Origin of the sequence: Actinobacillus genomosp. 2, assembly GCF_029773605.1 — a bacterium.
GTDB lineage: Bacteria > Pseudomonadota > Gammaproteobacteria > Enterobacterales > Pasteurellaceae > Actinobacillus.
In genome coordinates, this window is the sequence record NZ_CP103807.1 from 1329005 (window position 1) to 1348733 (window position 19729).

Here is a 19729-nt window from a genome sequence, read left to right on the forward strand (position 1 = left end):
AAGCAGATACGAATTTCTGTATAATCTGTCGTCTTTTTATAAACGAAATTCGCAAAAACTCTGGAGTAATAAAATGGCTCGTGTAACCGTACAAGAAGCAGCAGATAAAATCGGCAACCGTTTCGACTTAATTTTGACCGCGGCACGCCGTGCAAGACAATTACAACTTCACGTTCGTGAACCACTTGTGCCTGAAGAAAATGATAAACCTACCGTTATCGCATTACGTGAAATCGAAAAAGGTTTAATCAATGGTCAGATTATGGATCAATTAGAAAATAATGATGCGATCCAACAAGAAGTTGCTGAACAAGAAGCGATCTCTTTCTTAGCAGATGTACAAGCTAACGCTTAATATTTAATTGAAAATTTGAAATGGATAATTGAAAATGGGATATAAATCTCTCATTATTAATTATCCATTTTTTAATTCTATTTTCTCGAGGTGTATTGTGTATCTTTTTCAACCGCTAGATAACATAATTCAGGGCTATTTACCTGCTGATAAAATCGAGTTGGTAAAACGTGCTTTTGTGATCGCTCGTGATGCACACGAGGGGCAAACTCGTTCGAGTGGTGAGCCTTATATTACTCATCCTGTGGCAGTCGCATCAATTATTGCAGAAATGAAACTTGACCACGAAGCGGTCATGGCTGCACTTTTACACGATGTGATTGAAGATACACCTTACACGGAAGAACAACTTGCCGCCGAATTTGGGGCGAGTGTAGCGGAAATCGTGCAAGGCGTTTCCAAGCTGGATAAATTAAAATTCCGTACTCGCCAAGAAGCACAAGTTGAGAACTTCCGCAAAATGATTTTGGCGATGACCAAAGATATTCGGGTGGTGCTAATCAAACTGGCTGACCGTACTCATAATATGCGTACGTTGGGTGCGTTACGTCCGGACAAACGTCGCCGCATTGCCAAAGAAACCCTTGAGATTTATAGTCCGTTAGCACATCGTTTAGGCATTGAGCATCTTAAAAATGAATTAGAAGATCTCTGTTTCCAAGCGATGCACCCTCATCGCTATCGTGTGTTACGTATGGCGATTGATATGGCGCGTGGTACTCGCCAAGATCTGATTTCAACCATTTCACACGAAATTCAATCACGTTTAGACGAAGCCGGTATCAAAGGACGTGTGTATGGGCGAGAAAAACACCTCTACTCGCTTTATGAAAAAATGCGTCAACGTGACCAACATTTCCATTCCATTTTAGATATTTATGCGTTTAGAGTGGTAGTCGAAAGTGTAGATAATTGCTACCGTGTGTTGGGGCAAATGCATTCACTTTATAAGCCACGTCCGTACAAAATTCGTGACTATATTGCTGTACCGAAAAGTAACGGTTATCAGTCTTTACATACCTCAATGATTGGACATAAAGGCGTGCCGATTGAGGTACAGATTCGTACCGAAGATATGGATTTAATGGCGGAACTCGGCGTGGCGGCACACTGGCGTTATACCGAAGATCAAGCGACTGCAACCAGCGTACAGCAAAAAGCACAACAATGGCTGCGCAGTATTATCGAGCTGCAACAAAGCGCCGGTAACTCGGATGAATTTATTGAGAACGTTAAATCCGACCTTTTCTCCGATGATATTTATGTGTTTACACCTAAAGGTCGTATTGTAGAATTGCCGGCAAAAGCAACCGCTATCGACTTTGCTTATGCGGTTCACTCGGACATTGGCGACCGTTGTGTCGGTGCGATTGTGGATCGCAATCCGTATCCGATTTCACAGCCATTACAATCCGGACAAACCGTTGAAATTATTACTGAACAAGGCAAACGCCCGAGTCCGTCTTGGTTAACATTTGCCGTCAGTTCAAAAGCCCGTTCGAAAATACGTTCTGCACTTAAACATTTAGAAAATGTGGAGCATATTGCAGACGAATCAGAAAAACCTGAATATTTAGAAGTTGATATCGAGTTAGAAATCAAAGATCAGCCAGGTGTATTGGCAAGTTTAACTAATGCAATTGCTTCAATGAATAGCAATATCGGCACAGTAGAAAGTCGTCCGAACGGCACAGGTAATTATCAGGTTAAAATGCGTATTTCCGTCACAGATAATGCCCATCTCTATGTCGTTATTCAGAAATTAACGAAAGTAAACGGCGTTGTTCGTGTGGCAAAATCCTAACTATCTCTAAACATAAGCGGTAGATTTTTGTAAATTTTTTACAAAATTTGACCGCTTATTTTCTCGTTAATCCCTCTCAATTCGGCTATAATTGCCCGAATTTTTTATATACATTAAAAAGGAACTCCAATGTTATATCCAAGTGAAGAATTTCTTTATGCACCAGTTACATGGGTAGATCATAGCGAAGGTTACACTGACATTCGTTACCACAAATCAACCGATGGTATTGCTAAAATTACCATTAATCGTCCTGAAGTCCGTAACGCATTCCGTCCACAAACAGTTAAAGAAATGATCCACGCATTTGCTGATGCTCGTTATGATGAGAAAATTGGTGTAATCGTTCTAACTGGAGAAGGCGAATATGCTTTCTGTGCGGGTGGCGACCAAAAAATTCGTGGCGACTACGGCGGTTATAAAGATGACAGTGGTGTACATCACTTAAACGTGTTGGAGTTCCAACGTGATATTCGTACTTGCCCGAAACCGGTTGTGGCAATGGTCGCAGGTTATGCGGTAGGTGGCGGCCACGTATTACATATGATGTGTGACTTAACCATTGCGGCAGATAATGCAAAATTCGGTCAAACCGGTCCGAAAGTGGGTTCATTCGACGGCGGCTGGGGTGCAAGCTATATGGCGCGTATCGTAGGTCAGAAGAAAGCACGTGAAATCTGGTTCTTATGTCGTATGTACGATGCGCAAGAAGCGTTAAATATGGGCTTAGTAAACACGGTTGTGCCTTATGCGGATCTTGAAAAAGAAACGGTGCGTTGGTGTCGTGAAATGTTACAAAACAGCCCGATTGCATTACGTTGCTTAAAAGCAGCATTAAATGCAGACTGTGACGGTCAAGCCGGTCTTCAAGAATTAGCAGGCAACGCAACGATGTTGTTCTATATGACGGAAGAAGGTCAAGAAGGTCGTAACGCTTTCAACGAAAAACGTGAACCTGACTTTAGTAAATTTAAACGTAATCCATAATAATTATATAATTTATAGCCTCTCTCAAAAATGAGAGGGGCTTTACCAGCGGTCTAATTCGCTCACTTTTTTGCAAAGAATTTTCTATGTCAAATACCCAAACTGAACCTCAAACGTCAGAACAAGAAGATATACAACCAAAGAAAAAACCTTTCTTTATTCCGACTTGCCTCAAATTAGGTCTTATTGGTGCTTGCTTTGCAGCATTTTATGGGATCTACCTTGATGGGCGTATTCGCACCAAAATGGACGGTCAGGTTTGGCAATTACCGGCTGAAGTATATAGCCGAATTGAAAGTATCAGTATTGACGATAAACTCTCTCTTGAAGCAACCAAACAAGCGTTGCTTGATAACGGCTACCGCCAAGTTTCTCAAATCGCAACGCCTGGCGATTTTAAAATCGAAGACAATAAATTAGTCTTATTACGCCGTGCATTTCCATTTCCCGAAACACCGGAAGCACAACGTATTTTACGTTTACACTTTGAAAATAATAAATTAGCGCATATTGAAGACTTAGTACAAAGTAAGCTGATTGATGAGTTTCGTCTTGATCCGAAATTAATTGCGATGCTACATTCGGGCAATGATGAAGAACGTCAGGCATTACGTTTACAGCAATATCCGTACTTCCTCATTCAAGCATTAATCCTGACAGAAGATAAACGATTCTATCAACACGATGGTATCAGCCCGTTGGGTATTGCACGTGCATTAATGGCTAATTATCAAGCTGGCAGAACCGTGCAAGGTGCGAGTACGTTAACGCAACAATTGGTTAAAAACTTATTTTTAACCAGTGAAAAAACCATTGTCCGTAAAGTGAATGAAGCATTAATGTCGCTGATTTTAGATTTCCGCTATGATAAAAACCGTATTCTTGAAACCTATTTAAACGAAATTTATCTAGGTCAAAACGGAAGTTATCAGGTACATGGATTTGCCTTAGCGAGCCAATTCTATTTCGGTCGCCCAATCCAAGAAATTACCCCGTCACAAATGGCGTTATTAGTTGGTATGGTAAAAGGACCTTCCCTCTATAACCCTTGGCGTCATCCTGAGGCAGCTTTGGAACGCCGTAATGTGGTATTAAAATTATTACTGGAAAACCAAGCAATTACCCAACCAGAATATGAATTACTGGTCAAACAACCGCTTGGCGTTAAAGAGAAAGGGACAATTTATCGCCAACAACCAGCATTTATGCAGGCATTAAACCTTGACCTTAAAGCGGAGTTAGGCGAAACCAAATATGCACAGCTTTCCGGTGCAAAAATTTTTACCACTTTAGATAGAAAGCAGCAACGTTCTGCTGAACAAGCAGTCATTGACGGATTAGAAAAATTAGAAGAATCTGATAGTAAAATCAAAGACTTACAGTCTGCGATTGTAGTTGCAGAATATAAAACCGGGAAAGTTCGTGCAATTGTGGGTGACCGTTTAACCCAATTTGCCGGCTTTAACCGAGCAATTCAGACTAAACGCCAAATTGGTTCATTGGTTAAACCGTCAATTTATGCGATTGCCCTTTCTGATCCAAAGAATTTTCGCCTGAATACACCAATTCAGAATAGACCTATTACCATTTATACCAAAGGTTCTGCACCTTGGACACCGAGAAACTACGATAAACGCTTTAGTGGATCAGTCATGTTAATGGATGCGTTAGTTCGCTCGTTGAATATTCCAACCGTGAATATCGGTATGAAAGTCGGTTTAAAGAAAGTGATTGCGAAGCAAAAAGAAATGGGCTGGGATAAAGCGGATATTCCGGCATATCCATCAATGTTATTAGGGTCGTATTCAATCTCGCCTTATGACGTGACAAAATCATATCAAGTTTTGGCAAATAACGGTTTAAAAACGCCATTAACCACAATTGAAGCGATTATGTCACACGATGGTAGTCCACTCTATCAACGTAATATTGAAGAAGTTAGCCAGCAAGTGTTGCCTCAGGAAGCGACTATCCAGACCTTGTATGCGATGCAACAAGTAGTAGAACGAGGTACGGCACGTAGCTTACAAAATGAATTTGCACATTTACGTTTAGCCGGTAAAACCGGGACAACCAATAATGCACGTGATACGTGGTTTGTTGGAGTGGATGGCGAAAACGTGACAACCGTATGGCTAGGTAAGGATAATAATACCGATACCAACTTAACCGGTTCAAGCGGTGCATTATTTGTCTATAAACAATATTTGGAACGAGCATTACCGACCGCCTTTAAATTACCAAAAGCAAACACAATGCAATGGGTAGGGATTAATGGCTACGGTACAATTAATTGTGATCCGAATCGCCAAATTCCAATGTGGCGTGATCGTGGGCAACATTACTGTACTAACGCCGGCAATGTTGTAGAAGCAACTAAACCAACGGTATTAGAGGCAATTTCACTCGATAAATCCAAAACGGAAAATACCAAAGCAGAAGTTGCTGAAGATCAACAAGCCATTCCAACTGAAGAAGTAGCACCAACTGAATAATAAGCGGTTAGAAAATTAAAGTTTTTGCTACATTTAAATTAAAAAACGCATATTCAATTCTTATTGAATATGCGTTTTTCGTTTTCTGATTTCAAAGTAATCCAATATAAATTAACGCTGACGAGCTTTGAAACGTGGATTGGCTTTGCAGATCACATAAAGTTTGCCTTTACGACGTACAATCTGGCAATCCGGATGACGGCTTTTTGCCGTTTTCAATGAGTTTAAAATTTTCATTCCATTTTCCTATTTTTTTGCAGTTAAGCCAGCCATACCTTTAAAGCGTTCATTAAAGCGACTTGCTCTACCTTCCGTATTCGCTTCTCGGCGTTTACCCGTATACACAGGATGTGAAGCAGATGAAGTATCTAGCGGATAAAATGGGTATTCTTTACCATCTTCCCAAACCATTGTCTTAGTTGTAACCGCACAAGAACGAATAACCCAACCGATTTGTACTGAACCGTCATAAAACAATACTTCACGATAATTTTCAGGGTGAATCCCTTTTTTCATAATAAAAATCCTCCAGTAACTTTATTTATTCCCACAAATAAAAAGTGGGTATATCCTATATGATAAATAATTTAATTTCTATAATTTTTTTATGGATATATCTCTTTTGCCTAAATTTTAGGCTAAATAATAAAAGTGAGAGCTAGATCGCCTTTTATTTTTATGTTTTATGATACGCTATCAAACATAGTTCATTGATCATTCCATAAGGACAATTATATGGCTCAACAACCATTCTTAATCGCCCCTTCTATTCTATCTGCTGATCTTGCTCGTCTAGGTGACGATGTTTTAGAAGTCCTCAAAGCCGGTGGCGATATTATTCATTTTGATGTCATGGATAACCATTTTGTACCCAACCTGACATTTGGTCCGGCAATTTGCAAAGCACTACGTGATTACGGGATTACAGCGGACATTGATGTACATTTAATGGCAAAACCGGTCGAACGTTTAATTCCGGATTTTGCAAAAGCCGGAGCTAACTATATTACGTTCCACCCAGAAGCAACGGATCATATTGATCGTACATTGCAAATGATTCGAGATCACGGCTGTAAAGCCGGTTTAGTGTTTAATCCTGCCACGCCACTCCACTATCTTGATTATGTAATGGATAAAGTGGATATGATTTTATTAATGGGGGTTAATCCTGGTTTCGGTGGACAAAAATTTATTCCGGCTACACTGAATAAATTAAGAGAAGTACGTCATCGTATTGATGCTACTGGCAGAAGTATTCGTTTAGAAATTGATGGCGGTGTAAAAATAGATAACATTGCAGAAATAGCCGAAGCAGGTGCAGATACCTTTGTTGCCGGTTCCGCTATTTTTGATCAGCCTGATTATAAAGCCGTTATCGACCAAATGCGTGCGGAACTAGCTAAAATTTAATTTATCGAGTGGTATTTTTTGTAAAAAATCAGCAAATTTTGACCGCTATCCGTAGATAAATTACTGAACGAGTCAAAATCTGCTATGGATAAACCCTATACATAATGTTAGAATATCCGCCGCTTTTCGCTGTTATAAGCGAACTATTTATACTTGTGTGAGAAATTCGCTGGTTTGACCTTCCTAAAAAACGTTGAATTTAGCATTTTTTTCTCTACACTATTCAACTCTCGCATTTAGGCGAATTTCACATAGGAAAAACAAAATGAGCATTGAAGAACGCGTAAAAAAAATTATCGTTGATCAATTAGGTGTTAAAGCTGAAGACGTTAAACCAGAAGCTTCATTCATTGAAGATTTAGGTGCAGACTCTTTAGATACCGTTGAGTTAGTGATGGCTTTAGAAGAAGAATTCGATATCGAAATTCCAGATGAAGAAGCTGAAAAAATCACAACAGTTCAATCAGCGATTGACTACGTGACAAAAGCTAACGCATAATTTCAAGAATAAGGCGGTTAATTGACCGCCTTATTTTTTGCTACAAATCTAATCACTTCCATATTTTAATTAAACTTACCTGCTCAAAAATCCGTAAAATCGTTTACAAACCATTCAAATAAGCTAAATTTACCAAAAAGCACTTGATCATTTTTTTTAAATCCGTATTATACACGCCTGTTACACAACGTTATGGGTCGTTAGCTCAGTCGGTAGAGCAGCGGACTTTTAATCCGTTGGTCGAAGGTTCGAATCCTTCACGACCCACCATTTAACTTGTAACACCCTCTAAAGGGTCGTTAGCTCAGTCGGTAGAGCAGCGGACTTTTAATCCGTTGGTCGAAGGTTCGAATCCTTCACGACCCACCACTTTAGAACTTACCAAATCAGTCCAATCTGAAATGGGTCGTTAGCTCAGTCGGTAGAGCAGCGGACTTTTAATCCGTTGGTCGAAGGTTCGAATCCTTCACGACCCACCACTTTTATCTCCTTACAAATTTTATTGAAAAAATCGCCGCTTATTCTGTGTTTATAGTGTAAAATTCATTTGTTTTCAATTCACGTATTTATATAGCGAATTTTCTTTAATGATCAAAAAACTTTTTATTTCACTCGGCTTCATCGGGGCTATCACTTTAGGCTGTGTATTCTATGGTTATCAAAAACTTAATGATTTAGCACAACATCCAATTACTACCAAAGCAGATCAATTCTTTCTATTAGAAAAAGGCACATCTAGCCAAAAACTAGCACAATTATTAGAAGAACAAAATATCGTTAATCACGATGACGTGAGCTTACTCCCCTACTTAATGCGTTTTAAGCCGGAACTCAGCAAGTTTAAAGCAGGAACTTACTCACTAAACGGACTGAATACAGTTGAAGATTTGTTGAAACATTTCAGTTCCGGCAAAGAAGTTCAACTTAACGTACAGTTTATCGAAGGAAAAACCTTTAAGGTTTGGCGTGAGCAACTGGAAAAAGCAAATTATATGCAACACACGCTAACCGGAAAATCCGAAGCGGAAATTGCTCAACTGCTTGGGGTTGAACACGATAAACTTGAGGGATGGATTGCACCGGATACTTACAGCTATGTACCGAACTCAAGCGATTTAGCCTTACTTAAACGTGCTTATCAAAAACAACAAAAAGCATTGGATAACGCTTGGCAAAATCGTGTGGAAAATCTACCGCTTGCCACCCCGTATGAAATGTTAACTTTAGCTTCTATTGTAGAAAAAGAAACAGCGGTTGCGAGTGAACGCCCACAAGTGGCTTCTGTGTTTATTAATCGCCTCAGATTAAAAATGAAATTGCAAACCGACCCGACTGTGATTTATGGTATGGGTGATCGGTATAACGGTAATATTCGTAAAAAAGATTTGGAAGAAGCAACGCCTTATAATACTTATGTGATTGACGGCTTACCGCCAACACCGATTGCAATGCCAAGTGAAGCAGCATTAAAAGCGGTTTCACAACCGGATAATACGCCATATCTCTATTTTGTGGCAGACGGGAGTGGCGGACATAAATTTAGCAAAAGTCTAGACGAACACAACCAAGCGGTTCGTGACTGGATTAAAATCGAACGAAATAAAAAACTTGAGAAGAAATAAGATGCGTGGAAAATTTATTGTTCTGGAAGGTTTAGAGGGTGCGGGCAAAACTACTGCACACCAAGTGATTTTAGCTCAGTTGGAAAAAGCGGGCAAAAATGTGGTACAAACCCGTGAACCTGGTGGTACACCGCTTGCAGAAAAATTACGTCATTTAATCAAACACGAAACCGAAGAAGCGGTTAGTGATAAAGCCGAATTATTGATGTTATATGCAGCACGTATTCAACTAGTCGAAAACGTAATTAAACCGGCATTAGCAGAAGGCAAATGGGTGTTAGGCGATCGTCACGATATGTCTTCTCAGGCTTATCAAGGTGGTGGCCGCCAAATCGATCGTCACTTACTCGAAACTTTGAAAGAAACCGTATTAGGCAAATTTGAGCCGGATTTGACCATTTATCTTGATATCGATCCTGCGGTCGGCTTAGCTCGCGCACGAGGTCGCGGTGAACTGGATCGTATCGAACAGCAAAGCCTCGATTTCTTTTATCGCACACGCCAACGTTATTTGGAACTGACACAAAATAATGAGAAAGCGGTAATTATCAATGCGGAACAACCGATTGAAAAAGTAACGGCAGATATTCAACAAGCGGTCGAAAACTTCTTAAACATTGCAAAATAAATATGCTATATCCTTGGCTTCAACCTACTTATCAACAACTAACCGAATCCTTTTTACACGGGCGTGGTCATCACGCCCTGTTATTTAAAACCGATTCAGGTTTAGGCACGGAAACGCTGATTCGTCATTTTGCACATTGGCTACTCTGCCAAAATCCGCTCGGCGAACAGGCTTGCCAGCAATGTAAAAGTTGTTTATTGACTACTGCCGGAAACCATCCCGATTTTCATATCTTAGAACCGATTGACGGTAAAGATATCGGGATTGATCAAGTACGTGAAACCAATGCCAAATTGCAAAACTTCTCGCAACAAGGTGGCAATGCGGTGGTATATATCCGAGGTGCGGAACGCTTAACCGAAGCAAGTAGCAATGCACTCTTAAAAACGCTTGAAGAACCGCATAACAGCGTTTATTTTCTACTTGAAGCACCATTGCAAGGTGCAATGCTCCCGACCATTCAAAGTCGCTGTCAAACGTGGTTAATTCATCCACCGGAAACGGATATTGCGTTAGATTGGTTGCAAGCAAACTGTAGCGGAGTTGATTTTACCTCCTGTGAAATTGCGATGCGTCTGTGTCATCAACGTCCGTTAATTTGCAAAACTTTTTTAGAAAACGACCGCTTGCAAGCCCGTAAAACCTTTTTACAAACCTTTTGGCGCTTCTTTAAAAGTCGAGATGTGTTGCTACTCTTCACGGCATTCGATAAAGAAAAAGAATTGGTATTGCAGCAGTTAGAATGGTTGGATAGTTTTTTCGCCGATGCGTTAAAAGCCAAAATGGATATTTCAATCGGTTGGACAAACCCCGATTTACAAGCCGGTATTCTGCCGTTTAGCCAACAACTCTCCGCCCAAGCACTGCTAAAAGGTCACCAAATCCTGCAACAAACCCGCCAAGACTTACAGCAAGTGAATGCGGTGAATTTAGAATTGATGTTATTAGATTGTTTAACTAAACTTATTTTAGAGGTATTTGAATAATGGACAAGATCTTTGTAGAAACAGAAAACGATATTTATCAGAATGTCATTAATTTTCCCCAATCATCAGATGAAATTAGAATTCTATTAGGGGATAATCCAAAATATTTTCTCTATACTGAAATAGATAAAAAGTATTATTTTGCAGTTTCTAAATTCTCTGCTTTTAAAAACAATACTTTTTCGATATATCGAGATAATCTCTACTATTGTAATAATGGTAAAACAACAAGAGAATTAATTAGTAAAGTATTAAATAGAGAATGGAAAGCAGGTCGTAATCTTGATAAGGAAATTATTGAGCAATTTAAACAATGGATTAAGGATAATACTAATCTAAAATCGGTATTAAATAATATTGATGAAATTCATTTTTTAGAAGTTAATGCTCAAGAAGAATTAATTAAGCCAAAACATATCGTTACATCATTTGATGGTAAAAGTTATAAAAGAAAAATTTCAAAACATGATTTCTCAAAGTTACTTGAGAAAAGAGCTTTAATCGGCAATATTGGCGAAGAAATCGCATATCAATATGAAAAACAACGCAATCCTAATGCTAAGATAAAACGATGTTATTTAGATGATGTTGGAGCTGGTTACGATTTATATTCTAAATCAGAAGATGGAGAACGATTTATAGAAGTTAAATCTAATTTAATCTCTAAAAATAACGTATTTTACCTTTCAAAAAATGAATGGGATGTTTTAGAAAGTAAAGGGGATAATGCTTTCATTTATTTGATTAGACTAACTGATTTAGAAAACAAGCAAGGAGAAATTGAGGAAATTCAAAATCCTATTTCCTATATAAAGTCTATCAACTATACGAAAGAAATTACATACAAAGTAAAAATAAAATAAAATTTGAGATAAGGCGATAACAATTTATCGCCTTTCGTTTACTTATCTTCTAGAAACTGCTATTGTGTGAATAATTCACACAACAGGAGAATTTATGGCAAGAACAACCAGTGTTACTTTAGGCGAGCCATTAAATGATTTCGTTAATCAAATGGTAGAAAGTGGACGTTACGGTTCAACAAGTGAAGTGGTGCGTACTGCCTTACGTTTGTTAGAAGAAAAAGAGCAATATCTCGTGCAATTACGTCATTCTATTCAAGAAGGTATTGATAGTGGCGAATGTAATGATTCTTTTGATGAAATCGTTACAGAAGCAAGAGGTAGTGCTAATGTATAAGTTTTCGGTAAAAGCTAAGCAAGATCTAACCGCTATTACCCATTATACAACGGAACAATTTGGACGTAAGCAATCAGATGAATACTTACACCATCTAAAAAAGACGCTAGAGAATATCGCTTCCTTTCCTCAAATGGGTATTTCTCGAAGTGAAATTGGTTTAAATATTTTTAGTTTTGTTTGCCAATCTCATACTATTTATTATCAAATTAAATCAAACTATATTTTAGTGGTTCGTATTCTAAACAATAGAATGGATCATAAACATTATATGTAGGAAAAAACATTGAAAGACTTATTTATTATCGACTCACATTGTCATTTAGATTCCTTAGATTACGAAACTCGCCATAAAAATGTGGACGAAGTGATCGAAAATGCTAAAGCACGTGGCGTTCATCATTTTATCTCAATTTGTACTACTATCGGGCGTTTCGAGGCGATGAAAGCCTTAACAGCACATCGTAATGATGTTTCACTATCTTGTGGCGTGCATCCATTAAATGTCGAAGATGAACCGTTTGATTACGACAAATTACTTGCCTTTGCACAAGATGAAAAAGTGGTTGCGATTGGCGAAACCGGCTTAGATTACCACTACACGCCGGAAACGAAAGCGTTACAACAATCGTTGTTTTCGCAACAAATTGAAATTGCCAATAAAGTGAATAAACCGCTGATTATTCACACTCGTTCCGCTCGTCAAGATACAATGGATATGCTGATTGCAGGCAAAGCAGAAAATTGCGGTGGCGTGCTGCATTGCTTTACCGAAGATTGGGATATGGCAAAACGTGCATTAGATATTGGTTTCTATATCTCGATTTCAGGGATTATCACCTTCCGTAATGCGGAAGAATTACGTGATGTAGTACGTAAAGTGCCACTTGACCGTTTATTGGTTGAAACCGATTCGCCTTACCTTGCACCGATCCCGTATCGTGGTAAGCCGAATCAGCCGGCTTATGTGCGTGAAACTTGTGAGTATCTTGCCACGCTAAAAGGCGTTTCAACGGAAGAATTAGCTCGCATTACCACTAAAAATGTGCAAAACTTATTCAAAATTACACTCTAAATCTATAAAAGTTAAATAAAGGAATCCTAATGAAAGCGATTTTAAAATATTTTCTCATCCTCGTCTCACTCTCATTTTTTATTGTGTTAGGTGGTGCGGTCAATTATGCGATGCCAAGCTATGAAACTACCACAGTAACCGGTATGGAAGTACGTCGTATGGATAAAGACGGTATCATCAGTAAAGCTAACCCAGCAGACGGTGAAGTACGTGATGTCTATTTCTTGTTTACCGAGAATCCGGAAACGAAAAAAGTGATGGTATATCGTAATGAAGATACCGGTTGGGGCTTACCGCCTTATTTCAAATTCGGTTCTGCCGATATTCAAGCCAAAGCCCAAGCGTATGCAAATGAAAAACAACTGGTGCAAATTAAATATTACGGCTGGCGTATTAACTTCTTAAACGAGTTTAGAAACATTGTGTCAATCAAACCATTATCAGAAGGCGAAAGCAGCTCAATGCCGATTTTCAGTTATATTCTCTACGGCGTATTAGCATTGCTGTTCTTCCTCTCCGTTCAATTTATTCGTGGCATCTTCCGTAACGAATAACCTATTCCAAGCGGTTCAATTTTGCTAAAATTTTGCAAATTGAACCGTTTTTTATTGCGAGCAAAATGATTTATTTTATTGCAGATCTGCACCTCAACGAGGCACAGCCTCAGATCACCGAACACTTTTTGCAATTTATGCAACAAAAAGCACCGCTTGCAGAAAGTGTGTATATCCTAGGTGATTTCTTTGATTTTTGGATTGGCGACGACGAACAATCCGAGCTTATCAACCAAGTGAAAAACGCCCTAAAAACCCTCACTACAAGCGGTGTAAAATGCTATTTTATTTGCGGAAACCGTGACTTCTTATTGGGCAAACGCTTCGCGCAAGAAACCGGTATTGAAATTCTGCCCGATTATTACCTGCTTGATTTATACGGCAATAAAACACTAATTTGCCACGGTGATACGCTTTGCATTGACGATGTGAAATACCAACAATTTCGCCGTAAAGTACATCAGAAATGGCTGCAGTGGCTCTTTTTACGTTTACCGCTCTCTCTGCGAATTCGTATTGCTCAGAAAATTCGTGCCAAAAGCAAACAAGATAAACAATCTAAATCCGCTGATATTATGGATGTGAATCCGGCATTTACCGCCGAAATGGTAAAACGCTTTGACGCAACTTATCTGATTCATGGCCACACCCACCGCCAAGCGGTACATTCTGAAGCAAAATTTACTCGTATCGTCCTCGGAGATTGGAACGTAGATTATGCTTCCATTTTAAAATTTGATGAACAGGGATTTGAGTTTGTATGATAGATGTGATCATTCCTTGCTATAACGCCGAACACACATTAGTGCGTGCAGTACAAAGCGTGTTAAACCAACCGCAATTAGGCAAATTATGGTTAATTGATGATTGTTCTACCGACGGCACTTTTGCTCTTGCTGAATATTTACAAGCACAATTACCACACAAAATCCAAGTAGAACGTATGCCGAAGAATAGCGGTGCGGCTAAGGCTCGAAATTGGGGTGCCTTACAAAGTGAAGCCGACTTTATCGCTTTTTTAGATGCGGACGATGCTTATGAAGATTATGCGTTACAAATTGCAGAAGGGATTTTCACTTTTAGGTCGGAAACTGCTGTTGTTCGTTTGGCTCTTAAACCGGTTGGATTAGCTGAACGTTATACCACTCACGCTAACTTTGAATACGCTTGGCAACATATGCGAATGACCGGAGCAGGAAATACTGTATTCCGTCGCTCATTTTTTCTCGCTTGTGGTGGCTTTCCACAGCATCAACTTTTCCGAGAACTAGGCGGCGAAGACGGAGCTTTAGGCATTGCCACTACGCAAATTAGTGCGGTTGCTACCGCATTTAATGATGCCGGCGTGTTACATTATTGCCATGAAGGTATGTATGCGGAACGCCTATTGGACGCTATCTTATTCAATAAAACGCCAAAGGGTATCACCGCGGAGAAAATAACAGAAGCACAAGCCGTCACAGATAAAATCTGCCAACAAGTTCAGCAACTAAAAGAATGTCTAACAACGAAAAAAATCGGAATAAAACCACTCAATATTCAGTGGAATTAGTTGAAAAAGAGACAAAATCCATCTAACATCTCTAATTGAGATTAATTATCAACTTTAATTACTATGAAACTCTTTTATATCATCACCGGATTTTTATGTATTGGACTTGGCATTTTAGGTGCGATTTTACCCGGTTTACCGACCACACCGTTTTTATTACTGGCACTTTTCTGTTTTGGCAAAAGCTCTCCTCGCTTACAAATGTGGTTTATGCGAACCAAGCTCTATCAAAAATATTTAAAAGAATATGATGAAAAACGTGCAATGACCATGAAGCAAAAAATTACGATTTTGTTAATTTCTGCACCGTTTTGCATCATTTCATTTTTCGCTTTGCCTAATATTTGGGGAAAATTGACTTTAATCGCCGTAGTTATTTGCCAATATTGGTATTTCTTCTGCAAAATCGCCACAATTCCTACGGCTGAAAAGAGTAGCCGTTCCAATGCCTAACCTTTAATCATCTTGTTTTTTACGTCTTGCTCTCGGATGAGCCGCATCATAAATCTTGGCAAGATGTTGGAAATCTAAATGCGTATAAATTTGGGTAGTGGAAAGATTACTATGCCCGAGTAATTCTTGTACCGCACGTAAATCTCCGCTCGCTTCCAGCATATGTGTCGCAAACGAGTGGCGTAATTTATGCGGATGCAAATGACTTTCCAATCCCTGTTTCTCACCCCATTTTTGCATGACCAGTTGGATTGAGCGGTGCGATAATCTTCCACCTCGTTTATTTAAAAATACCGCATTATCTTGCGGTTTAAATTGCCCTCTTACCGCTAACCAACGATTTAACGCTTCAAGGGCTTTCGAACCAATCGGTACAATACGTTCTTTATTCCCTTTACCCAATAAACGCACTTCCCGTCCGGCTAAATCCATATCGCCTAAATCAAGCCCTTGTAACTCCGATAAACGTAAGCCGGAACTATACATGAGTTCCATCATGGCTAAATCACGTAAATCACTCGGATCATTGCTATCACTCGTTAAGAGCTGACCTACCTGTTCTGCATCAATGTTTTTCGGTAATCGCTTATTTGCTTTCGGTGCTTTTATACCAACTGCCGGATTGACCGACATCTGCTCTTGTCGAATTAAATAATTAAACCATTGACGTAATGCGACTAAACGTAAAGCGATACTTTTTGCTCCCAAGCCCTGTTTATTACTTTGCGTGATAATCCAACGTACCGTAGCACTATTTACTTCTTGCCATTGTAAAATACCTGCTTGATTAAGCATTTCACTCACCGCTAATAGCTGTCGCTGATAATTACTCAATGTATGTTGGCTGGCTTGTTTTTCGATACGAAGAAAATCCCAATAAGGTTTAGTTTGCAGATAAAGGATATTTTGTGAATTGAGCATAATAATAAAATGTGGAAAGGCATTTAATAGGTAAGAAAAACAAGCGGTCAAATTTGCAAAATGCTTCGCAAAAACAACCGCTTCTATGTATTAAGCTAGATTCAGTTGACCGATACGCACACCGACATTGCCTAATGCCACAGGGCTTAAATAATCGCCTAAAAATTCAAAAAGTTCGTTTACATCGGTAAAGCTACGTTGAATTTTGACATCATCTTCCACTTTACGAGTAAATTCGTATTGCACTTGTGAATCACCAATTTTCGCTTCTAAGGTAATAAACACCGTTTCAAAGAAATGGTTTACATTACCCTCTTCGCCCGGATCGCTCACACGGACATTCCAATGATTACTAAATAAAACTTCGGTTTTTGACATTGTGCTTTTCCTCTTATAAAAATACCCCCTCTTGGCAAAGAGGGGGATTGGGGGGATTTTAATTATTGTAAAACGGAAATATCCGCTACTTGTAAGAATAAGTTACGTAAATTATTTAAAATCGCTTGGCGGTTACGGCGAAGATTTTCCTCTTCTGCATTAACCATTACTTTCTCAAAGAAATTATCCACTGTTTCACGTAAGCTTGCTAAACGATCCAACGCTGTTTGGTATTCACCGTTTGCAAATTTCGGTGCAAGTTCCGTTTGTAAGCTAATTACTTGTTCTGCAAGGGCTTTTTCTTCCGCTTCAACTAATAATGAACGATCAATTTCTGTTGAAATTTCACCTTCCACTTTCGCTAAAATATTGCTTACACGTTTATTCGCTGCTGCTAACGCTTCCGCAGAGTCTAAAGTACGGAAATGCGACACCGCACGCACACGAGCATCAAAGTCCGCTGGGCGAGTTGGACGGCGAGCTAATACCGCTTGGATAACGTCCACCGCAATACCTTCGTCTTGATACCACGCACGGAAACGACCGAGCATAAAGTCGACCACGTCATCAACCACATTTGCGTTTGTTAATTTATCGCCAAACAATGCTGCTGATTTACGTACTAAATCTTCTAAATCAAGCGGTAAGTTTTTCTCTACGATAATACGGAGCGAGCCTAATGCCGCACGACGTAGTGCGAATGGGTCAGCACTGCCTTTCGGTGCTTGACCGATACCGAAAATCCCTGTGAGTGTATCAAATTTGTCCGCCAACGCCACTGAGCAAGCCACCAACGATTTCGGTAATTCATCGCCAGCAAAACGTGGCATATATTGTTCGTTTAACGCTACTGCGACTTCTTCGTCCTCACCATCGTGGCGTGCGTAGTGCATACCCATCACACCTTGTGTGTCGGTAAACTCAAACACCATATTGGTCATTAAGTCACATTTAGAAAGTAAGCCCGCACGCTCGGCTTTCGCTTTATCCGCACCGATTTGTGCTGCGATTTCGCCCGCTAAGGCTTCGATACGAGCGGTTTTGTCACGCAATGTGCCTAATTGTTGTTGGAACAACACGGTTTCAAGGCGTGGCAAGCGGTCTTCCAAACGCTGTTTTAAGTCGGTTTTGAAGAAGAATTCCGCATCGGTTAAACGTGGACGAACCACTTTTTCATTACCTTCGATAATCGCAGTTGGATCTTCTGGGTTGATGTTTGAAACAAAGATAAAGTGCGGTAATAATTTGCCATCTTTATCGTAGATCGGGAAGTATTTTTGGTCGCCTTTCATTGTGTAAACCAATGCTTCCGCAGGCACAGCAAGGAAACGCTCTTCAAATTTTGCGGTTAATACGTTCGGGAACTCAACGAGTGAAGTCACTTCATCTAATAAGTCTTCTTCGATGTCTGCTACGCCACCTAAAGCGGTCGCTTTTTCTTGCGATTTTGCAAGAATCAACGCCTTACGCTCGTTGAAGTCGGCAACTACCATACCTTTTTCACGTAATGCCGTAAGGTATTCGTCTGCGTGTGAAATAGTAAATTCGCGCTCGCCTAAGAAACGGTGTCCACGTACCACGTTAGCGATTTTCACACCTAAAATTTCGCCTTCGATTAGCTCACCACCAAAGAATAAAGTAACCGTATGCACAGGACGCACAAATTGTTCAGTTTTATCGCCCCAACGCATCATTTTGGGAATCGGTAAATTCGCTAAAGAACGAGAGATAATATCCACCAATAAATTTTTAGTCGGCTGACCTTCAATCACCGCACGGTGAACTAACCATTCGCCTTTGTCGGTCGCCAAACGTTCCGCCTGTTCCACAGAAATGCCACAGCCTCTCGCCCAGCCTTCTGCCGCTTTGGTCGGTTTTCCGTCTGCGTCAAACGCTGCCGATACCGCAGGACCACGTTTTTCAATCTCTTTGCTTGGTTGAGCCGTTGCCAAACCTAACACCTTCACCGCCAAACGGCGTGGTGCAGCAAACCATTCCACTTTCTCGAATGATAAACCCGCTTGGTTTAATTCGTTTTCTACATTCTCCGCAAATGCGGTCGCTAATTTTTTGAGTGCCTTCGGTGGCAACTCTTCAGTGCCGATCTCGGCGAGGAAGTTTTGTGTTGTCATTGTTTATGATCCATAAGGGGTATAACATTCAATAAATGGCACAGAATTTTCATCATATTCAAGTAAACAATATTTATCTTCTTTGGCATAAATATATTCGTTAAGTCTTAAATTGATAATTTTTGCTAATCTTTTGCCATTTTCATAAAAATCAATCACGATTATCTCATCATCATCTTTCCAATATCTAAAGTTGTAGTTTTCAAGAGAGTGCCATATTGTTTTATTATGCCTTTCCGCAATAACAACCGTATCGGATGTATATATTTCATCATAGTATTTATCTGCATACGATTGATTAGAAAAAGAGAATAAAATTAAGTAAAAAAAACTACGGAAAAGTTTTAACATCATCTATACCCGTATACATTATTTTTTGATATGGAATATTCATAGAATACTTATGTCTAAGATATTCTGAAATTATTTTGTCTGCATCTAAATTTACAGAATGTATATCATCAGAACATACATCTATTTTTGATGTTTCTAATTCTTTAGTAAATGGATTCTCGAATGAAAAAGTTACAATAAATTCCATATTATTAGCTCCAATTAATATCTTACTCCGTTTTTACCTCTGCCAAATCTCCCCTTCCCCTCTTTGCTAAAGAGGGGAACTGGGTTTGTGCAGAAATTAAGTTTTGTGGACTAATCTACATTTTAAAATTTCTATTG

The 19729-nt window shown here is 39.4% G+C and carries 24 protein-coding genes and 3 tRNA genes; 20 read left to right on the top strand and 7 right to left on the bottom strand.

The features are described 5' to 3' along the window. Positions 1 to 73 precede the first annotated feature (73 nt). The 4 genes from rpoZ to mrcB all read left to right on the top strand — a co-directional run bounded on the left by rpoZ (position 74) and on the right by mrcB (position 5641). Positions 74 to 355: a DNA-directed RNA polymerase subunit omega gene (gene rpoZ, locus NYR60_RS06585; RefSeq protein ID WP_012263402.1), complete on the top strand. Its 282-nt coding sequence runs from the start codon at positions 74 to 76 to the stop codon at positions 353 to 355. A gap of 97 nt (positions 356 to 452) precedes the next feature. Further along, positions 453 to 2159: a RelA/SpoT family protein gene (locus NYR60_RS06590; protein WP_279466274.1), complete on the top strand. Its 1707-nt coding sequence runs from the start codon at positions 453 to 455 to the stop codon at positions 2157 to 2159. 129 nt (positions 2160 to 2288) lie between these two features. Continuing rightward, entirely contained in the window at positions 2289 to 3146 is an 858-nt protein-coding gene (gene menB / locus NYR60_RS06595; RefSeq protein WP_279466275.1) for a 1,4-dihydroxy-2-naphthoyl-CoA synthase, read from the top strand. An 86-nt stretch (positions 3147 to 3232) separates the two neighbouring features. After that, positions 3233 to 5641 (top strand): penicillin-binding protein 1B, encoded by a 2409-nt coding sequence (mrcB, locus tag NYR60_RS06600; protein ID WP_279466276.1) that lies wholly within the window; start codon positions 3233 to 3235, stop codon positions 5639 to 5641. 111 nt (positions 5642 to 5752) lie between these two features. On the opposite strand, the gene ykgO is transcribed toward mrcB, so the two are convergent. Together ykgO and NYR60_RS06610 are read right to left on the bottom strand one after the other, a co-directional pair. Then, positions 5753 to 5878 carry a type B 50S ribosomal protein L36 gene (ykgO, locus tag NYR60_RS06605; protein WP_279466279.1) on the bottom strand — a complete coding sequence of 42 codons (126 nt, stop codon included), beginning with the start codon at positions 5876 to 5878 and terminating at the stop codon, positions 5753 to 5755. Positions 5879 to 5887: 9 nt separating this feature from the next. Continuing rightward, on the bottom strand, positions 5888 to 6157 hold the full coding sequence (locus NYR60_RS06610) for a type B 50S ribosomal protein L31 (protein ID WP_279466281.1): 270 nt from the start codon (positions 6155 to 6157) through the stop codon (positions 5888 to 5890). 219 nt (positions 6158 to 6376) lie between these two features. Between NYR60_RS06610 and rpe the strand changes: the two genes are divergently transcribed. The 16 genes from rpe to NYR60_RS06690 all read left to right on the top strand — a co-directional run bounded on the left by rpe (position 6377) and on the right by NYR60_RS06690 (position 15620). Next, on the top strand, positions 6377 to 7051 hold the full coding sequence (gene rpe, locus NYR60_RS06615) for a ribulose-phosphate 3-epimerase (RefSeq protein ID WP_279466284.1): 675 nt from the start codon (positions 6377 to 6379) through the stop codon (positions 7049 to 7051). Positions 7052 to 7316: 265 nt separating this feature from the next. Then, positions 7317 to 7550 (top strand): acyl carrier protein, encoded by a 234-nt coding sequence (gene acpP, locus NYR60_RS06620; protein ID WP_005599419.1) that lies wholly within the window; start codon positions 7317 to 7319, stop codon positions 7548 to 7550. A 194-nt stretch (positions 7551 to 7744) separates the two neighbouring features. Continuing rightward, positions 7745 to 7820 (top strand) — tRNA-Lys (locus NYR60_RS06625). A 23-nt stretch (positions 7821 to 7843) separates the two neighbouring features. Then, positions 7844 to 7919: transfer RNA gene (locus NYR60_RS06630), tRNA-Lys, on the top strand. Between the two features lie 34 nt (positions 7920 to 7953). Beyond that, positions 7954 to 8029 (top strand) — tRNA-Lys (locus NYR60_RS06635). Between the two features lie 108 nt (positions 8030 to 8137). Continuing rightward, positions 8138 to 9172, top strand: coding sequence for an endolytic transglycosylase MltG (mltG, locus tag NYR60_RS06640; RefSeq protein WP_279466286.1), 1035 nt, complete (start codon positions 8138 to 8140; stop codon positions 9170 to 9172). 1 nt (position 9173) lies between these two features. After that, entirely contained in the window at positions 9174 to 9800 is a 627-nt protein-coding gene (tmk, locus tag NYR60_RS06645; protein WP_279466288.1) for a dTMP kinase, read from the top strand. Positions 9801 to 9802: 2 nt separating this feature from the next. Next, positions 9803 to 10786 carry a DNA polymerase III subunit delta' gene (locus NYR60_RS06650; RefSeq protein ID WP_279466290.1) on the top strand — a complete coding sequence of 328 codons (984 nt, stop codon included), beginning with the start codon at positions 9803 to 9805 and terminating at the stop codon, positions 10784 to 10786. Continuing rightward, complete coding sequence (locus NYR60_RS06655; RefSeq protein WP_279457362.1) at positions 10786 to 11649, top strand: DUF3883 domain-containing protein; 864 nt, start codon at positions 10786 to 10788, stop codon at positions 11647 to 11649. Before NYR60_RS06650 ends, NYR60_RS06655 begins: the two co-directional genes overlap by 1 nt. A 94-nt stretch (positions 11650 to 11743) precedes the next feature. Continuing rightward, on the top strand, positions 11744 to 11986 hold the full coding sequence (locus NYR60_RS06660) for a type II toxin-antitoxin system ParD family antitoxin (RefSeq protein WP_279466293.1): 243 nt from the start codon (positions 11744 to 11746) through the stop codon (positions 11984 to 11986). Further along, positions 11934 to 12263 carry a type II toxin-antitoxin system RelE/ParE family toxin gene (locus tag NYR60_RS06665; RefSeq protein WP_279466294.1) on the top strand — a complete coding sequence of 110 codons (330 nt, stop codon included), beginning with the start codon at positions 11934 to 11936 and terminating at the stop codon, positions 12261 to 12263. Before NYR60_RS06660 ends, NYR60_RS06665 begins: the two co-directional genes overlap by 53 nt. Positions 12264 to 12272: 9 nt before the next feature. Continuing rightward, positions 12273 to 13061 carry a TatD family hydrolase gene (locus tag NYR60_RS06670; protein ID WP_279466295.1) on the top strand — a complete coding sequence of 263 codons (789 nt, stop codon included), beginning with the start codon at positions 12273 to 12275 and terminating at the stop codon, positions 13059 to 13061. A gap of 29 nt (positions 13062 to 13090) precedes the next feature. Beyond that, on the top strand, positions 13091 to 13615 hold the full coding sequence (locus tag NYR60_RS06675; RefSeq protein WP_279466297.1) for a DUF1523 family protein: 525 nt from the start codon (positions 13091 to 13093) through the stop codon (positions 13613 to 13615). A 65-nt stretch (positions 13616 to 13680) separates the two neighbouring features. Next, positions 13681 to 14379 carry a UDP-2,3-diacylglucosamine diphosphatase gene (gene lpxH / locus NYR60_RS06680; RefSeq protein ID WP_431831740.1) on the top strand — a complete coding sequence of 233 codons (699 nt, stop codon included), beginning with the start codon at positions 13681 to 13683 and terminating at the stop codon, positions 14377 to 14379. After that, positions 14376 to 15167 (top strand): glycosyltransferase family 2 protein, encoded by a 792-nt coding sequence (locus NYR60_RS06685; RefSeq protein ID WP_279466299.1) that lies wholly within the window; start codon positions 14376 to 14378, stop codon positions 15165 to 15167. Before lpxH ends, NYR60_RS06685 begins: the two co-directional genes overlap by 4 nt. A 63-nt stretch (positions 15168 to 15230) precedes the next feature. Further along, positions 15231 to 15620, top strand: coding sequence for a YbaN family protein (locus tag NYR60_RS06690; protein WP_279466301.1), 390 nt, complete (start codon positions 15231 to 15233; stop codon positions 15618 to 15620). Positions 15621 to 15623: 3 nt separating this feature from the next. On the opposite strand, the gene xerC is transcribed toward NYR60_RS06690, so the two are convergent. From xerC to NYR60_RS06715, 5 genes are all read right to left on the bottom strand, one after another. Beyond that, the gene (xerC, locus tag NYR60_RS06695) at positions 15624 to 16541 is read right to left on the bottom strand and encodes a tyrosine recombinase XerC (RefSeq protein WP_279466303.1); all 918 of its coding nucleotides are present in this window, start codon (positions 16539 to 16541) and stop codon (positions 15624 to 15626) included. A gap of 90 nt (positions 16542 to 16631) precedes the next feature. Next, a complete protein-coding gene (locus tag NYR60_RS06700; protein ID WP_279445432.1) occupies positions 16632 to 16919 on the bottom strand; it encodes a DUF5377 family protein in 288 nt (95 codons plus the stop codon). Positions 16920 to 16981: 62 nt separating this feature from the next. Then, positions 16982 to 19051, bottom strand: coding sequence for a glycine--tRNA ligase subunit beta (gene glyS, locus NYR60_RS06705; RefSeq protein WP_279466304.1), 2070 nt, complete (start codon positions 19049 to 19051; stop codon positions 16982 to 16984). A gap of 3 nt (positions 19052 to 19054) precedes the next feature. After that, complete coding sequence (locus NYR60_RS06710) at positions 19055 to 19405, bottom strand: hypothetical protein (protein WP_279466305.1); 351 nt, start codon at positions 19403 to 19405, stop codon at positions 19055 to 19057. Further along, positions 19383 to 19592 (bottom strand): hypothetical protein, encoded by a 210-nt coding sequence (locus NYR60_RS06715; RefSeq protein ID WP_279466307.1) that lies wholly within the window; start codon positions 19590 to 19592, stop codon positions 19383 to 19385. The genes NYR60_RS06710 and NYR60_RS06715 overlap by 23 nt, the downstream gene beginning before the upstream one ends. Between the last annotated feature and the right edge of the window lie 137 nt (positions 19593 to 19729).

Coding starts and splice junctions, on each gene's coding strand:
- rpoZ (WP_012263402.1), top strand. CDS start 74: ATGGCTCGTGTAACCGTACAAGAAGCAGCAGATAAAATCGGCAACCGT.
- menB (WP_279466275.1), top strand. CDS start 2,289: ATGTTATATCCAAGTGAAGAATTTCTTTATGCACCAGTTACATGGGTA.
- mrcB (WP_279466276.1), top strand. CDS start 3,233: ATGTCAAATACCCAAACTGAACCTCAAACGTCAGAACAAGAAGATATA.
- ykgO (WP_279466279.1), bottom strand. CDS start 5,878: ATGAAAATTTTAAACTCATTGAAAACGGCAAAAAGCCGTCATCCGGAT.
- NYR60_RS06610 (WP_279466281.1), bottom strand. CDS start 6,157: ATGAAAAAAGGGATTCACCCTGAAAATTATCGTGAAGTATTGTTTTAT.
- rpe (WP_279466284.1), top strand. CDS start 6,377: ATGGCTCAACAACCATTCTTAATCGCCCCTTCTATTCTATCTGCTGAT.
- acpP (WP_005599419.1), top strand. CDS start 7,317: ATGAGCATTGAAGAACGCGTAAAAAAAATTATCGTTGATCAATTAGGT.
- mltG (WP_279466286.1), top strand. CDS start 8,138: ATGATCAAAAAACTTTTTATTTCACTCGGCTTCATCGGGGCTATCACT.
- tmk (WP_279466288.1), top strand. CDS start 9,174: ATGCGTGGAAAATTTATTGTTCTGGAAGGTTTAGAGGGTGCGGGCAAA.
- NYR60_RS06650 (WP_279466290.1), top strand. CDS start 9,803: ATGCTATATCCTTGGCTTCAACCTACTTATCAACAACTAACCGAATCC.
- NYR60_RS06655 (WP_279457362.1), top strand. CDS start 10,786: ATGGACAAGATCTTTGTAGAAACAGAAAACGATATTTATCAGAATGTC.
- NYR60_RS06660 (WP_279466293.1), top strand. CDS start 11,744: ATGGCAAGAACAACCAGTGTTACTTTAGGCGAGCCATTAAATGATTTC.
- NYR60_RS06665 (WP_279466294.1), top strand. CDS start 11,934: ATGATTCTTTTGATGAAATCGTTACAGAAGCAAGAGGTAGTGCTAATG.
- NYR60_RS06675 (WP_279466297.1), top strand. CDS start 13,091: ATGAAAGCGATTTTAAAATATTTTCTCATCCTCGTCTCACTCTCATTT.
- lpxH (WP_431831740.1), top strand. CDS start 13,681: ATGATTTATTTTATTGCAGATCTGCACCTCAACGAGGCACAGCCTCAG.
- NYR60_RS06685 (WP_279466299.1), top strand. CDS start 14,376: ATGATAGATGTGATCATTCCTTGCTATAACGCCGAACACACATTAGTG.
- NYR60_RS06690 (WP_279466301.1), top strand. CDS start 15,231: ATGAAACTCTTTTATATCATCACCGGATTTTTATGTATTGGACTTGGC.
- xerC (WP_279466303.1), bottom strand. CDS start 16,541: ATGCTCAATTCACAAAATATCCTTTATCTGCAAACTAAACCTTATTGG.
- NYR60_RS06700 (WP_279445432.1), bottom strand. CDS start 16,919: ATGTCAAAAACCGAAGTTTTATTTAGTAATCATTGGAATGTCCGTGTG.
- glyS (WP_279466304.1), bottom strand. CDS start 19,051: ATGACAACACAAAACTTCCTCGCCGAGATCGGCACTGAAGAGTTGCCA.
- NYR60_RS06710 (WP_279466305.1), bottom strand. CDS start 19,405: ATGATGTTAAAACTTTTCCGTAGTTTTTTTTACTTAATTTTATTCTCT.
- NYR60_RS06715 (WP_279466307.1), bottom strand. CDS start 19,592: ATGGAATTTATTGTAACTTTTTCATTCGAGAATCCATTTACTAAAGAA.